This window comes from Streptomyces sp. NPDC040610, assembly GCF_055594065.1.
Genome location: NZ_JBVIXA010000004.1, coordinates 506,790 through 521,406 on the forward strand (window position 1 = coordinate 506,790; position 14,617 = coordinate 521,406).

The 14,617-nt window shown below is 74.2% G+C and carries 10 protein-coding genes; 7 read left to right on the top strand and 3 right to left on the bottom strand.

Going from position 1 to position 14,617, the window contains the following annotated elements; all coding sequences use genetic code 11:
• Positions 1–67: 67 nt before the first annotated feature.
• A complete protein-coding gene (locus ACZ6AA_RS18120) occupies positions 68–3,079 on the bottom strand; it encodes a beta-N-acetylglucosaminidase domain-containing protein (protein WP_471458877.1) in 3,012 nt (1,003 codons plus the stop codon).
• A 544-nt stretch (positions 3,080–3,623) separates the two neighbouring features.
• Here ACZ6AA_RS18120 and ACZ6AA_RS18125 point away from each other — a divergent pair.
• The 3 genes from ACZ6AA_RS18125 (at position 3,624) to ACZ6AA_RS18135 (ending at position 6,640) form a co-directional block, all read left to right on the top strand.
• Positions 3,624–3,860 (top strand): hypothetical protein, encoded by a 237-nt coding sequence (locus tag ACZ6AA_RS18125; protein WP_466260013.1) that lies wholly within the window; start codon positions 3,624–3,626, stop codon positions 3,858–3,860.
• On the top strand, positions 3,861–6,317 hold the full coding sequence (gene malQ, locus ACZ6AA_RS18130) for a 4-alpha-glucanotransferase (protein WP_471458879.1): 2,457 nt from the start codon (positions 3,861–3,863) through the stop codon (positions 6,315–6,317). It abuts the gene before it with no gap.
• A gap of 83 nt (positions 6,318–6,400) precedes the next feature.
• On the top strand, positions 6,401–6,640 hold the full coding sequence (locus ACZ6AA_RS18135; protein ID WP_030363363.1) for a hypothetical protein: 240 nt from the start codon (positions 6,401–6,403) through the stop codon (positions 6,638–6,640).
• A 135-nt stretch (positions 6,641–6,775) separates the two neighbouring features.
• Here ACZ6AA_RS18135 and ACZ6AA_RS18140 read toward each other — a convergent pair whose 3' ends face one another.
• Positions 6,776–7,327 (bottom strand): MarR family winged helix-turn-helix transcriptional regulator, encoded by a 552-nt coding sequence (locus ACZ6AA_RS18140; protein WP_468450199.1) that lies wholly within the window; start codon positions 7,325–7,327, stop codon positions 6,776–6,778.
• A gap of 164 nt (positions 7,328–7,491) precedes the next feature.
• On the opposite strand from ACZ6AA_RS18140, the gene ACZ6AA_RS18145 reads away from it, so the two are divergent.
• From ACZ6AA_RS18145 to ACZ6AA_RS18155, 3 genes are all read left to right on the top strand, one after another.
• Positions 7,492–8,451 (top strand): EamA family transporter, encoded by a 960-nt coding sequence (locus ACZ6AA_RS18145; protein ID WP_471458881.1) that lies wholly within the window; start codon positions 7,492–7,494, stop codon positions 8,449–8,451.
• A gap of 114 nt (positions 8,452–8,565) precedes the next feature.
• The gene (locus ACZ6AA_RS18150; RefSeq protein WP_468450197.1) at positions 8,566–9,468 is read left to right on the top strand and encodes a DMT family transporter; all 903 of its coding nucleotides are present in this window, start codon (positions 8,566–8,568) and stop codon (positions 9,466–9,468) included.
• A 27-nt stretch (positions 9,469–9,495) separates the two neighbouring features.
• Positions 9,496–10,398 carry a LysR family transcriptional regulator gene (locus ACZ6AA_RS18155; RefSeq protein ID WP_471458883.1) on the top strand — a complete coding sequence of 301 codons (903 nt, stop codon included), beginning with the start codon at positions 9,496–9,498 and terminating at the stop codon, positions 10,396–10,398.
• Positions 10,399–10,717: 319 nt separating this feature from the next.
• Here ACZ6AA_RS18155 and pepN read toward each other — a convergent pair whose 3' ends face one another.
• Positions 10,718–13,345: an aminopeptidase N gene (gene pepN, locus ACZ6AA_RS18160; RefSeq protein ID WP_468449764.1), complete on the bottom strand. Its 2,628-nt coding sequence runs from the start codon at positions 13,343–13,345 to the stop codon at positions 10,718–10,720.
• A gap of 189 nt (positions 13,346–13,534) precedes the next feature.
• On the opposite strand from pepN, the gene ACZ6AA_RS18165 reads away from it, so the two are divergent.
• Positions 13,535–14,575 carry an ABC transporter substrate-binding protein gene (locus ACZ6AA_RS18165; protein ID WP_471458885.1) on the top strand — a complete coding sequence of 347 codons (1,041 nt, stop codon included), beginning with the start codon at positions 13,535–13,537 and terminating at the stop codon, positions 14,573–14,575.
• The last annotated feature ends 42 nt before the right edge of the window (positions 14,576–14,617 follow it).

The window sequence follows — 14,617 nt, forward strand, 5'->3', positions numbered from 1 at the left end:
GTTGTACTCCGGGCCTTGTTTGCACGCGGTGCCGGAGGCGCGGTTGCACGCGGTGCCGGAGGCGGGCTCAGTCCTCCGCCACCGCGTAGGCCGCGACCGACCACAGCGAGTATCCGAACCGGGTCGCACGGCGCTCGCCGCGCACGCGCACGAAGCGGGTGTCCGGGGCGTCCATGCGGACGGACTCGCGGCCGCCCGCGCCGTCGCGCACGACGGCGGCGGTCCGCCAGGTCCTGCCGTCGGCCGACGTCTGGATCCGGTACCCGGCGGCGTACGCCTCCTGCCAGCGCAGCACCACCTGTCCCAGGCGCACCGGCTCGGCCAGCTCGACCTGCCACCACGCGTCGTCGTCGGCGGGGGAGGACCAGCGGGTCGTGGCGTCGCCGTCGAGCGCGGCCGACGCGGGGAAGTCCGCCGTCTCGTCCCCCGAGGACCTGGCCCGTCCGCCGCGCGCGAGATCGGGGCCGCCGGTCGGCGGGACCGCCCGCACCGACACGGTCCGCGTCCGGCCCGCGAACGTGACGGACACCTCGTACGTCCCCGCGCGCGTGCCCCTGGGCACGGTCACGTCGAGCGGCACCCCGACCTCCGTGCCGCGCGGCAGCGTCACCGCCCGCGGGGCCCGCACCCGCACACCCCTCGGCGCCCGCACCGTGACCTCGCCCCGTACGTCACCGGGCCGCCGGGACGACAGCTCCACCGTGACCCGGCGCGGGCCGCCACCGATCTCGACGTCCACGTCCGCCGGGATCCGCCCGAGGCGCGCGACGGCCGTGTCGGCGAACCACGGCACGACGTGCCGCACGGTGCCGTGGTCGAGGACGACACGGAGGGCGTCGGCGCGCAGGCCTTCCGGGAGGGCTGCGCCGAGTGGGGCGCCCGCGGGGGCCGTCCCCCGGGGCGTCAGCTCCGTGCAGCCCGCGGGGGACAGGGCCGCCGCGAGTCGGCGCCAGCCCTCGCCGGGGACGTGGGCCTCCAGGGTGCCGCGGGTGCCGGGCTCGGCCAGGACCGTGACCCCGGCGAGCGGCCGCGCCCCCTGCCAGCGGGCGCCCGGACCCGACCCGACGTGCTCCCCGTCGAGGCCCGCCCACCTCTCGTACGCCTCCCGGGCCCGCTCCACGAACGGACCGAGCACCCCCTCCCCGACGGTGACCCGCCCCCCTCCCTTGTCCTCCCTCTCCCCATCAGCACGTTGCGCGTGCAGGGCGCGCGCGGCCCGCCACGCGCCCTCGGCGTCCCCGTGCGCCGCCGCGCTCAGCATCCGGACGGCCGTCCCGCCCGCCTCGCCGTAACGCGCCAACCGCTCCGTCCACGGCCGCACCTCCACCGCGAGCGCGCCCACGCCCTCCACCTCGCTGTCGGCCAGCCGCCCCGGCGCGTCCCGCATCACCCGGAAGGCGTCGCCCAGGGCCCGCGCGGCGGCGTCGACGCGGCCCCGGTCGGCCGTCGTGCGCGCATGCCAGAACTCCCGCAGCAGCGGCCGCAGATACGCCGACTCGGTGGCGCCGAGGACCGACGACGCGTCGTTCCCGGCGAGCGCCGCCAGCGCGGCACGCGCCTTCGTGTCGCCGCCCGCGAGATCGTCGATCGCGGCGTGCCAGGACTCCCGGGGGCGGTAACCCCGGGGATTCCAGGCGAAGTCGGCCACCGTGAACAGCGGGATGCGGGACGCCGCCGACTGCGCCATCGCGTTGCCGAGCAGAGCGGCCGACCCCTGGGCGACGGCGGGCTCACGGCCCAGGTACGGCCCGAGGAAGATCCTGTCCCGGGCGAAGTCGTTCACGGGGTAGTTGTCCGCCGTGACCAGCGGCTGCTCCCCGAACGCCCGTCGCGCGCCCGCCAGTTCACGGCCCGTGATGGTGCGCGGTACGACGCCGACTCCCGTCCACGTCACCTCGACGGAGTCGTGGAGCGCGGCGGACAGGGCCGCGCGATAGTCCGTGGCGCCGTCCTGGAAGTACTCCGTGGGCATGAGGGACAGCGGCAGGGCGCCCGGGTGTCGTGCCGCGAGATGCCGCGCGACGGCGTTCGCCACGCGCGCCTGCGCGCGCGCTGCGGCGCGCGGCCCCGAACCGAACGCGTCCGCGTCCCCCTCGCAGTGCCACTCGCTGTAACTCACGTCCTGGAACTGCAGTTGGAACGCCCGCACGCCCAGCGCCCACATCGCGTCGGCCTTCCGCGTCAGGGCCCGTACGTCGGCGTCCGACGACAGGCACATCGACTGGCCGGGGGCCACGGCCCAGGCGAGCGTCACGTGGTTGCGGGCCGCCCGCGCGGCGAGGGCGCGGAACTCGGCGCGCCGCGCCGCCGGGTAGGGCTCGCGCCAGCGCGCCTGGCGGTACAGGTCGTCGCCCGGCGCGTACAGGTAGCGGTTCTGCTTCGTGCGGCCCATGAAGTCGAGGTGGGCGAGGCGCTGGTCGTGGGTCCACGGGGTGCCGTAGAAGCCCTCGGTCAGGCCGCGTACCGCTGTCGCGGGCCAGTCACGGACCCGAACGCCCGGGATCGTCCGGGTCGTCGGGTCGGCGAGCTGACGCAGGGTCTGGACGGCGTGGAACAGGCCGTCCGGGCCCACGCCGTCCAGCGCCACGGTGTCGCGGCCGTCGACCCGGCCGACGGCGAGGCGGTAGCCGCCCGGGGGAAGGTCGGCGCGGGGCTTCGCGCCGAGCGCGCGCAGCGCCTTGGCGGCGCTCGCGCCTCCCGCGTGCACCACGAGGTGGGGAGCCGGGGGGAGGGGGCTGGCCGCGGGGGCTTCGCTGATCCGGCGGGCGCCGGTCGTACGAAGCAGTGTGCGCAGCGCTTCTACGGCGTACGGGTCGGTGGGCTCGTCCGGCGCTCCCGTCACGAGGACCACGTCGTCGCCCACGGTGGCCGTGCTCCCTCGGCCCGTGGCCTCCAGGGACTGCGGCCTCGGCCATACCTTCGGCGCGGGGGCCGAGCGGTGGGCGTCGTCCGGGGTGGTCGGCGGGGGGCCGCCCGTGGGTGGGGGCGGGGTGGCCAGGGCGTTCGGGGTGGGGGTGAAGGTGCCGGCGAGGGCGGCCAGGGCGAGGGTGGCTGCGCTTCTGGTGCGTCGCCGCTGCACGTGCTTCTCCCTTGCCGCTCGGCAGTGGTGCGGCGGGGTCCGCCCCGCCACCCCCGTCACTGTGCCCACTCGCGTGGTCACACAGGGTGCCGGAAGCCCATCACTGGGGTGGGGAGGGTGTCAATGTGCGGCCCCTGGACCGCCGACGTTCCCTTCGGGTGGGAGGGGTCGCCGCCGATCGGCCTTCGGCCTCGTCCTCAAACGCCGGACGGGCTTTTTCCCACCCGCCCGCCCCCGCCATCACTTTGGTCGGAGCGGTCCGCACTGCCTGCCCTGAACGGCCCGCCCCGGCGAAGTCTTCAGCCCGTCCGGCGTTTGAGGACGAGGCGCGGAGCGCCGATTCGGCGGCGCCCCCGGCCCACCCGGAGGGGACACCCACCCCCGGGTTCCAGGGGCGCAGCCCCGGTTTCGGGAAGGGGCGGGACTGGGGCGCCCCGCGAGGGCCCGGGTGTGACCACCGCCACGTTCCCCGACCGTATACGGATGCCCCCGACGGCAGTGGGTAGGGCTTCGGAACCGGCATCCGCGACCAAGGGAGCACCCCATGCCCGCCTCCGCGAACCTCCTCCTCTCCGCCCTGTCCAAACAGGTCTCGCACCCCGACTCCGGCCTCGACGGCTCCTGCTCCTGCGGCTGCCTCGAGCCGCCCCTGACCAGCGAGCCCCCGCTGGCCGACGCCTCCCCCCTGACCAGCGAGCCGCCCCTGATGGACGCCGCCCCGCTGACCAGCGAGCCCACGTCGACGGGCACGGCCGCGGGCCTGGACCCCATGGGCGTATAGATGACCCTTGCCCGGCTGGCCGCCCTGCACGGCGTGGCCACCTCCTACGCACCGTCCCCGGGCCGCACGGTCCAGGCCTCCGAGGCCGCGGTCGTCGCGGCCCTCGCCGCACTCGATGTCGACGCGAGCACTCCGGAGGCGATACGGGACGCGGTGGCGGCGCGCGAACGGGAGTTACGGGAGAGGCTGTTACCGCCCACTGTGGTGCTCTGGATCGACGAGTGGCCCGCAGCCGAGGACGCGTCCCCCCGACGCGAGGACGACGCGCACGCCACACCACGGGACCTCCCACAGACGACCCAGGCCTTACAGCCACCGCAGACCCCGACTCCCCAGGCATCGCAGGCACCCCAGGCACCACAGGCCGAGCAAGCCCATCAGGGCCGACAAGCCCAGCAGGCCCCACCAGCCTCACCACCACCACAAGCCCCGCAAGCCCCACAGCCTCCCCGAGCCGCACAGCCCCCACCCTCCCCGCGCCCCCCACACCCCTCACACCCCCACCAAGCCCCCCACCTCCCAGACCTCCTCGCCTCCCTCCCCCCAGGCACCCACCTCACCGTGGAAACGGAGCGGGACGGAACCCTCATCAAGCTCAGCGGGACCCCCGCAACCTCCGGGACCCCCGCAACCTCCGGGACCCCCGCAACCTCCGGGGCTCCTGCAACTTCCGGGACCCCCGCAACCCCCTCCACCCCCACAACCCCCCACCTCCCCCCAGGCGTCCACCGCCTCACCGCCACCACCCCCGACGGCCTCACCGCCCAGGCGCATCTGATCGTCGCCCCGCGCCGCGCCCCCGCGCCGCCGCCCCGGGTCCATGGCTTTCTCGTGCAGCTGTACTCGCTGCTCAGTCGGCACTCCTGGGGGATGGGGGACCTGGGTGACCTCGCGGAGCTGGCGGGTTGGGCGGGGCGGGTGTTGGGGGCGGGGTTCGTGCAGGTGAATCCGTTGCACGCGGCGGTGCCGAGGGCACCGGGCGGTGTCGGGGACCCCTCGCCGTACCGCCCGTCGTCGCGCCGCTTTCCGGACCCCGTGCACCTGCGGGTCGAGAACGTCCCGGAGTTCGCGCACCTGCGGGGCGAGGCGCGCGCGAGGGCGGGTGCGTTCGGGGAGAAGGGGGAGGCGCTGCGCCGCGCGGTCGTGGGGGAGGGCGGGCTCATCGACCGGGACGCCGTGTGGGAAGTGAAGGCGGCCGCGCTGGAGTTGATCCGGGGCGTGCCGCTGGGGCCCGGCCGGTGCGCCGCCTACAGCGACTTCCTCGCCGAGCACGGCGAGGACCTGGAGGACCACGCGACGTGGTGCGCGCTCGCCGAGCGGCACGGGCCGAACTGGCGCGCCTGGCCCGAGCCGCTGCGGGACCCGGCGTCGCCCGAAACCGCCCGCGCCCGCACCGAGTTGATGGAGCGCGTCGACTTCCACGAGCGCCTCGCCTGGCTCACGGACGAGCAACTCGCCGCCGCGCAGCGGGCCGCGCGGGACGCCGGGATGGCCGTCGGCCTCATCCACGACCTGGCCGTGGGCGTGCATCCGGACGGCGCCGACGCCTGGGCGCGGCAGCGGTACTTCGCCGCGGGCATGTCGGTGGGCGCGCCCCCGGACGCCTTCAACGAACGCGGCCAGGACTGGGGCCTGCCGCCGTGGCGCCCGGACCGGCTCGCCGAGTCCGGCTACGCCCCGTTCCGCGCCCTGCTGCGCGCGACCCTGCGGCACGCGGGCGCCGTCCGCGTCGACCACGTCATGGGGCTCTTCCGGCTCTGGTGGGTGCCGGAAGGACGTACCCCCGGCGACGGGACGTATGTGCGCTACGACGCCGAGGCCATGCTCGCCGTCCTCGTCCTGGAAGCGCACCGGGCGGGCGCCCTCGTCATCGGCGAGGACCTCGGCACCGTGGAGCCGGGTGTGCGCGACGCGCTGCGCGCGCACGGGGTGCTCGGCACGTCCGTGCTGTGGTTCGAGCGGGACTGGGAGGGCACGGGCCAGCCGCTCGCGCCCGCCGACTGGCGCGCCGACTGCCTGGCCACCGCCACCACCCACGACCTGCCGTCCACGGCCGCCCGCGTCACCGGCGCGCACGTACGCCTCCGGCACGACCTGGGCCTGCTCACCCGCCCGCTGGCCGCCGAGCGCTCCGAGGCCGCCGCCGACGTCCGCGAATGGCTCGGCCTGCTGTCCCGGCTCGGCCTGCTGCCGGGCGGCGCCGGGAACGAGGAGGACGAGGTCCGCGCCGTGCACCGGTTCCTGCTCGCGACGCCCGCCCGCATGGTCGGCGTCTGGCTGCCCGACACGGTCGGCGACCGCCGCCCGCAGAACCTGCCGGGCACCTGGGACCAGTACCCCAACTGGCGCCTGCCGATCGCCGACGCAGCAGGCCGCCCCGTCACCCTGGAGGACCTGGCCGCCGCCCCGCGCCTGCACGCCCTCATGGAGGTGTTCCGCGCGTTCCGGACGCCCTGACCGCGCCCGCCGCGCACCGGGTGGGGCGCCCGTACGGCACCCCGGGCGCGCGGGCCGCGCGGCGGTTCGCTACGTTGGGCACCGTGGACAAGAAGAACGCCCTGCGCGCCGGTGCACTGACGGCCGGTACGACGCTGATGATGCTGCTCATGTCGTCCCCCGCGCTCGCGCTCAACCGCGACGACGGCGACGACCCGGGCCCGGGCCTGAGCGTGATGGAGACGCTCGGCCTGTATGTCGCCGCGCCGATCGTGCTGTTCCTGGTGATCGCCGGTCTGGTGATGGTCGGCGACAAGTCCCGCAAGCAGCAGAAGCAGAGCTGACGACGCGGGTCCGCCCCTTCACGCTTTTCTCCGCCGAGGGCGCCCCTCGGCCACGTACACGGACGGCTGTTGACGTCTTCGTACGAGGCCGGAGGGCGCCCTCGGTGTTTCACGAACCCCCGGCGCCGCCCGCCGTCATGAGCCGTCGCCGGGCACCGAGCCCGCGAGCAGCTTGCGCAGCAGGGCCGCGAGCTGCGCCGTCTCCGCCTCGTCGAGCCCGGCGGCCCTGAGCGCCGCGTGCTGCACCTCCAGGCCCGCCGCGACGGCCCGGTCGACCAGCTCCCGGCCCTCCTCGGTCAGCGTCACCTGAAGGCCCCGCCGGTCGTGCGGGTCGGGGGAGCGGCGCAGCAGCCCGGCCCGCTCCAGCTTGTCCAGGCGCCCCGTCATGCCGCCCGTCGTCAGCATCAGCGTCGAGGAGAGCTGGCGCGGCGAGAGCGTGTACGGCTCGCCGTGCCGGCGCAGCGTCGCGAGCACGTCGAACTCGCCGCGCGTGGTGCCGAGGCGGCGGTATGCCTTCTCGATGCGGTCGCCCATGGCCTGCGTGGTGCGGTAGACGCGGCCGAAGACTTCCATGGGCGTGGTCTCCAGGTCCGGCCGCACGGCGGCCCACTGCTCGATGATCGCGTCGACGCCGTCGGGCGCGGCGGCCGCCGCTTCTCCGGAGTGCGTGGCGCTCGGGGAGGACATCACGTTGCTCGCGTTCATGGGGGAAGTATCCACGAGACACGGACGCTTGCAAGTAAGTGGGTCGAAACTGAGTTGCTTTCCTCCAAGTGGGTTGACGATAAGTAACTTACGACTAAGCTACTTATTACTCAGCTTCCTCCGTGAGCCCTCGGGAGACATCCGCCATGAACCGCGCCACCGCCATCCTCCTCACCGCCTACGCCCCCCTCACCTGGGGCTCCACCTACGCCATCACCACCGAGTTCCTCCCGGCGGACCGCCCCCTGTTCACGGCCCTCATGCGTGCCCTGCCCGCCGGGCTGCTGCTGCTCCTGCTCGCCAGACGCCTGCCCAGAGGGGAGTGGTGGTGGAAGTCGGCGGTCCTCGGCGCCCTCAACATCGGCGCCTTCTTCCCGCTGCTCTTCCTGTCCGCCTACCGCCTGCCCGGCGGCATGGCCGCGGTCGTCGGCTCCGTCGGCCCGCTCTTCGTCGCCGGACTCGCGGCCCTGCTCCTCGCCGACCGGCCGACCCCGCGCACCCTGCTCACCGGGGCCGCGGCGGCCCTCGGCGTCAGCCTGGTCGTCCTGAAGGCCACCGGGGCGCTGGACGCGGTCGGGCTGCTCGCGGCCGTGGGGTCGACGGCCTCGATGTCGACGGGCACGGTGCTCACCAAGCGCTGGGGCCGCCCGGACGGCGTCGGACCGCTCGCGCTCACGGCCTGGCAGCTGACGGTCGGCGGCCTGCTCATCGCCCCGGTCGCGTTCCTGGTCGAGGGCGCGCCGCCCGCCCTCGACGGGCGGAACATCGCGGGCTACCTCTACCTGTCCCTCGCCGGTACGGCCGTCGCGTACTGGCTGTGGTTCCGCGGCATCGGCCGCCTCAGCGCCACCCAGGCCAGCCTCCTCGGCCCGCTCTCGCCGCTGACGGCCGCGGTCATCGGGTGGGCGGCGCTCGGCCAGTCGCTGACGGCGGTGCAGGTGGCGGGGATGGCGCTCGCGTTCGGGGCGACGGTGTTCGGCCAGCTGCGCCCGAAGGCGAAGCCGCAGCCGGAGCCGCAGATGCTCGCCGAGGAATCGTTCAGCTCAGCTTCAAAGAACGATCGGAAAGATTCGATGGACCTGGGTGGTCCCGGACTGCGACGGTAGCCCGGCCGGCCCCGGAGCGGGGCCGCGCGAGCGCCCCGGAGCGGGGAGAGAGGCAAGGAGATACCAGTGGCGAGCGTCCTGGACCTGGACCGGAGCGGCAGCGGCGACACGAGCGTGCGGGGTGCGGGAGGTGGGCGCACCGCCGCCGCGGGGCTCGGCGTCGGGCTCGCCCTCGCCGCGCTCGCCACCGTCGTCTGGTCGGGCAGCTTCGTCACCTCCCGCGCCCTCGCCGACAGCGTCCCGCCGATCCAGCACGCGTTCTGGCGCTGGCTCATCGCCATCGCGGCCGTCGCGCCGTTCGCGGTCCGCGAGACCTGGCGCCAACGCGCCCTGCTCCGCCGGCACTTCGGCTTCCTCCTCGCCGCCTCCTTCCTCGGCGTCACCGTCTACAACACCCTGGTGAACCAGGCCGGAGTGACCACCACCGCGGGCAACATGGGCATGATCATGGCCGCGTCGCCCGTCCTGATGGCGGTGTACGAACGCCTCGGCGGGGCCCGCCTCGGCGCGCGGCGCGTCACGGGCATGCTCATCGCCTGCGTCGGCGTGCTGCTCCTGGTCAGCGGCGGCTCCCTCGCCATGGACCTCGCGGCGGGCGACCTGTGGGTGATCGGCGGCGCCGTCGCCTTCGGCTCGTACAGCGCGCTCCTGCGCCGCAAGCCCGCCGAGATCTCCGGACTGCCCTTCCTCTTCGGCACCTTCGTCCTGGGCGCGCTGATGCTGCTGCCCGCGTTCCTCGTCAGCCTCGCCGTGCAGGGCGGCTTCGAACCGACGGCCGCGACGGTGTCCCCGCTCCTGTACGTCGGCGTCGTCTCCTCCGCGGTCGCCTTCTTCGCCTGGAACAAGGCGATCTCCGTCATCGGCGCGGCCCGCGCGGGCGTCGTCTACTACCTCCAGCCGGTGTGCGTGGCCCTGCTGTCCTTCGCCGTCCTCGGCGAGGGCATGGGCCGGCTCCAGGTGATGTGCATGGGGCTGATCCTCGGCGGCGTGGTGCTGGGCTCGGCGGGCCGGAAGTAGCGGCCGGTGCGCGGGTACGTTGACGCCATGACCGAGTGGGACATCAAGAAGCTGCAGATCCTGCGCACCCTAGACGAGCGCGGGACCGTCACCGCGACCGCGCGGGCCCTCCTGATGACCCCCTCCGCGGTGTCGCAGCAGCTCTCCAACCTCGCCAAGCAGGTCGGCGTGCCGCTCCTGGAGGCCCACGGACGCCGGGTGCGGCTCACCGGCGCCGCCCGGCTCCTGCTCGTCCACGCCGACGCCGTCCTCGCCCAACTGGAGCGGGCCGACGCCGAGTTGGCGGCGTACGCCAAGGGGGAGGCCGGGGAGGTGCGGGTCGGGGCCTTCGCCACCGCCGTGCCCGCGCTCGTGGTGCCCGCCGTCAAGGCCCTGCGGGTGGCGCATCCCGGGATCTCGGTGCGGGTGCGGGAGGCCGAGGCGGGCGCCGCCTATGAACTCCTCGCCGCCGGGGACGTCGACCTCGCCCTGTCCCTCGCCGCGCAGGCGCCCCGGGGGCGCGACGGCCGGTTCACCCGCGTCACGCTCCTCGCCGATCCGCTCGACGTGGCGCTCCCCCTCGACCACCCGCTCGCCCGCACCGACGCCCTGCTCCTCGCCGACCTCGCCGACGAGCCCTGGATCTTCGGCGGCTCCGGCCCCTGGTCGGAGATCACGCGTGCCGCGTGCGAGGCCGCCGGTTTCGTCCCCGAGCAGGCGCACAGCGCGGCCGGGTGGGAGGCGATCCTGGCGATGGTGGAGGCGGGCATGGGGGTGGCGCTGGTGCCGCGGATGGCCGGGGCGGGGGCCTCCGGCCGGGGAGGCGTGGCCATGCGGGAGCTGGCGGAGCGCCCACATCGGCATGTGGTGGCCGCGGTACGGCGCGGGGCGGAGGGTTCCCCGACGGTGAGCCATGTCCTGGCGGCGCTGCGTGGGGCTACTTCGCCTTGACGTCAGGGGCGCCGTCGGACGGGGCTGTGCCCCCCTGGCGGCCCGGATGCCCACAGCGGGAGAAGGCGGAAACGGGCGCCCGTGAGGGCGCAGTGGCACCAGCCGCAGACGCCGGGCGGGCTCGGCCACAGAGGCAGCCACGGGGCGGGTGGGGCCGTCGCGGAGGGGCGAGGTCGCCCGGTTCGGCCGCGTCCGTGGTGAGGAGTCACGGGCGGGCGGGTGGGAGACCCGCCGCGGAGCGGCGGAGAGACGGCGATCCGGCGCCGGGGGCGGGCGCGATCAGCCCGACCCCCGGCGTCCCCGAATCGCCCGGCCAGGGCTACGCGTCGGCGCCCTGCGCCCGCAGCGCCCGCTCCACGCCCGCCCGGGACTCGGTGATCAGACGGTGCAGCGCCGCCGTGGGCTCCGCGGCCCCGAGCCACGCGTCCGTCGCGTCCAGCGTCGCCTGGGACACCTGGACGGCCGGGTACAGGCCGACCGCGACCTGCTGGGCCATCTCGTGGGACCGGGACTCCCAGACGGACTTCACGGCGTCGAAGTACTTCTGGGTGTACGGGGCGAGAAGCTCCCGCTGCTCGGTCTGGACGAAGCCGGAGATCACCGCCTCCTGCACGGCGTTGGGCAGCTTGTCCGACTCGACGACGGACGCCCACGCCTCGGCCTTCGCGGCGGCGGTGGGCCGCGCGGCCCGCGCCGCGGCGGCGTGCCGCTCACCCGCGGCGGTCTTGTCCCGCTCGAACTCGGCGGCGATCCCCGCCTCGTCGAGCCGCCCGGTCGCGGCGAGCCGCGCCACGAACGCCCACCGCAGCTCGGTGTCGACGGCCAGGCCCTCGATGGACTCCGAGCCGTCAAGGAGCCCCTCCAGGAGCGCCAGGTCGGACTCCGTGCGGGCGGTCGCGGCGAACGCGCGCGCCCACGCCAGCTGGTGGTCCCCGCCGGGCTCGGCCGCCCGCAGGTGCTCCAGGGTCGCCTCGGTCCACCGCGCGAGCGCGGCCTCGCGGCCCGCCGGGGCGGCGTACAGGTCGAGCGCCAGCTTCACCTGCCGGTGCAGCGACTGCACGACGCCGATGTCGGACTCCTTGCCGATGCCGGACAGGACGAGGGAGAGGTAGTCCCGCGTCGGCAGCTCGGCGTCGCGCGTCATGTCCCACGCGGAGGCCCAGCACAGCGCCCGCGGCAGCGAGGCCTCGAAGTCGCCCAGGTGCTCGGTGACGAACGCGAGGGACTCGGTGTCGAGCCGGACCTTGGCGTACGACAGGTCGTCGTCGTTGAGCAGGATCACGTCAGGCCGGGCCCGGCCCACGAGCTCCTCCACCGCGGTCAGCTCACCGTCGACGTCCAGCTCGACGCGGTCGGTGCGCACCAGCTTGCCGGAGCCGCCCGCCGAGTCGTCCAGGTCGTACAGGCCGATGGCGATGCGGTGCGGGCGCAGCGTCGGCTCGCCCCTCGCGCCCTCGGGCAGCGCCGGGGCCTCCTGCTTGATGGCGAAGGAGGTGATGTTCCCGGCGGAGTCGACGTCCACGACGGGGCGCAGCACATTGATGCCGGCCGTCTCCAGCCACTTCTTCGACCAGGTCTTCAGGTCGCGCCCGCTGGTCTCCTCCAGGGCGCCGAGCAGGTCGGACAGGCGCGTGTTGCCGAACGCGTGCCGCTTGAAGTACGTCTGCACGCCGCTGAAGAACTCGTCCATGCCGACGTACGCCACGAGCTGCTTGAGGACGCTCGCGCCCTTGGCGTACGTGATGCCGTCGAAGTTGACGAGCACGTCGTCCAGGTCGCGGATGTCCGCCATGATCGGGTGCGTGGACGGCAGCTGGTCCTGCCGGTACGCCCAGGTCTTCATGGAGTTCGCGAACGTGGTCCAGGAGTGCGGCCACTTCGACCCGGGCGCGTAGGCCTGGCAGGCCGCCTCGGCGAACGTCGCGAACGACTCGTTCAGCCACAGGTCGTTCCACCACTCCATGGTCACGAGGTCGCCGAACCACATGTGCGCCAGCTCGTGCAGGATCGTCGCGGCCCGCACCTCGTACGCCGCGTCCGTCACCTTGGAGCGGAACACGTACTGGTCGCGGATCGTCACCGCGCCCGCGTTCTCCATCGCGCCCGCGTTGAACTCCGGCACGAACAGCTGGTCGTACTTGGCGAACGGGTAGGCGTAGTCGAACTTCTCCTGGAACCAGTCGAAGCCCTGCCGGGTGACCTCGAAGATCGCGTCCGCGTCCAGGAACTCGGCGAGCGAGGGACGGCAGTAGATGCCGAGCGGGACCGACTGCCCGTCCTTCTCGTACACGCTGTGCACCGAGTGGTACGGGCCGACGATGAGCGCCGTCACATACGTGGACATCCGGGGCGTCGGCGCGAAGGTCCAGACGTCGTCCTTGGGCTCCGGCGTCGGCGAGTTCGAGATGACCGTCCAGCCGGAGGGCGCCTTCACGGTGAACTGGAAGGTGGCCTTCAGGTCGGGCTGCTCGAAGGAGGCGAACACGCGGCGCGCGTCCGGGACCTCGAACTGGGTGTACAGATAGGCCTGCTGGTCGACCGGGTCGACGAAGCGGTGCAGGCCCTCACCGGTGTTGGTGTACTCGCAGTCCGCGACGACCTTCAGCTCGTTGGCGCCCTGCGCCAGGTGCCGCAGCGCGATGCGGGAGTCCCGGAAGACCGCCGCCACCTCCAGCGCGTGCCCGTTCAGGACGACCTCGTGGACGGCGGGGGCGACGAGGTCGATGAAGGTCTCGGCGTTCGCCTCGGCGCAGTCGAAACGCACCGTGGTCACCGACCGGTACGTCCCTCCCCCGCTCTCGGCACTCTCGGCGCTCCCGGCGTCGCCAGAGGGGGAGATGCCCCCACTCTGCGCTCCGGAGAGGTCGAGATCGATCTCGTACGAGTCAACGGTGAGCAGCTTCGCCCGCTGCTGCGCCTCTTCGCGGGTCAGATTGGTGCCGGGCACGCGGTCATCTCCTCGGTACGACTTGCGAACTTTTTGCGATGTTTCCCGCCATCCTTCCATGTGCCGTCGCCACCCGCTCCGGGCCATTGTTCTCAGGTCGCGCGGCCGTTAGCATCCGCGCGTCGGCTCAGGTCGAGGAGCGGCCTGAAGCGGGCTGAAGCGGGCTGAAACGGTCGGGAGCAGATGTATATGGCAAGGGGTGCACGCGGTGCGCAGGGTCCGCGCGGGCCGCGGCGGTCACGGAGCCGGGCACGGTTACGCGGCGCGCCCGCCCTCGCCCTGCTCCTGCTGGCCGCCACCGCGGGCTGCGGCTCGTCCGGCGGCTCCGACGGCTCCGACGGTGGTGACGGCAAGGGCCCGGAGAAGACCCGGATCACCGTCGGCACCATGCCCGTCGCCGACACCGCGCCCCTGGAGATGGCCCAGCGCAAGGGCTTCTTCAAGGCGGAGGGCCTGACCGTGCGCACGACCACGCTCAGCGGCGGCGCGGAGTCCGTCAGCCGGCTGCGGGCGGGCGCCCTCGACATCTCCTTCGGCAACTACGTCTCGTACTTCCTCGCCCACGCCAACAAGGCCATCGACGTCCGCATCGTCTCCGACGCCTTCCAGTCCGCGCCCCGCACGCACGCGGTCCTCGTCCGCAAGGACTCGCCGGTCAAGTCCCTCAAGGACCTCCAGGACAAGAGGATCGGCGTCAACACCAAGCGGAACATCAGCGCCCTGCTCGTCAAGAAGGCCGGACGGGCCGAGGGCGCCGCCTTCGACGACGACAAGAACTTCGTCGAGGTCGACATGCCGAACATGGAGACCGCCCTGAAGTCCGGCAGCGTCGACGCCGTGCAGGCCGTCGAGCCCTTCGTCTCCGCGATCGAGCGGTCCGGCACCGGCCGGGTCGTCGCCGACCTCGGCAAGCCGCCGACCGCGGGCTTCCCGATCGCCGGGTACGCGGCCACGGCGGCCTTCGCCGAGGACAACCCCAAGACGGTCGCCGCCTTCCAGCGGGCCATGGCCCGCGCCCAGCGCCAGGCCGCCAACCGCTCGGCCGTCGTCGACACCCTCCCCGACTACACCAGGATCACCACCGACCAGGCCGCCCAGCTGAACCTCGGCGGCTACCCCGCGGCACTCGACCCGGCCCGCCTTGAACGGGTGGTCGACCTGATGCGGGAGTTCGGCTACCTGAAGCGCAAGCTCGACGTGGAGCCGCTCCTCGTGCGCGCGGGGCCTTGAGGGGGCTGCGCGGTGAGGGGGGCCAGGCGGGCCATGTGGGTC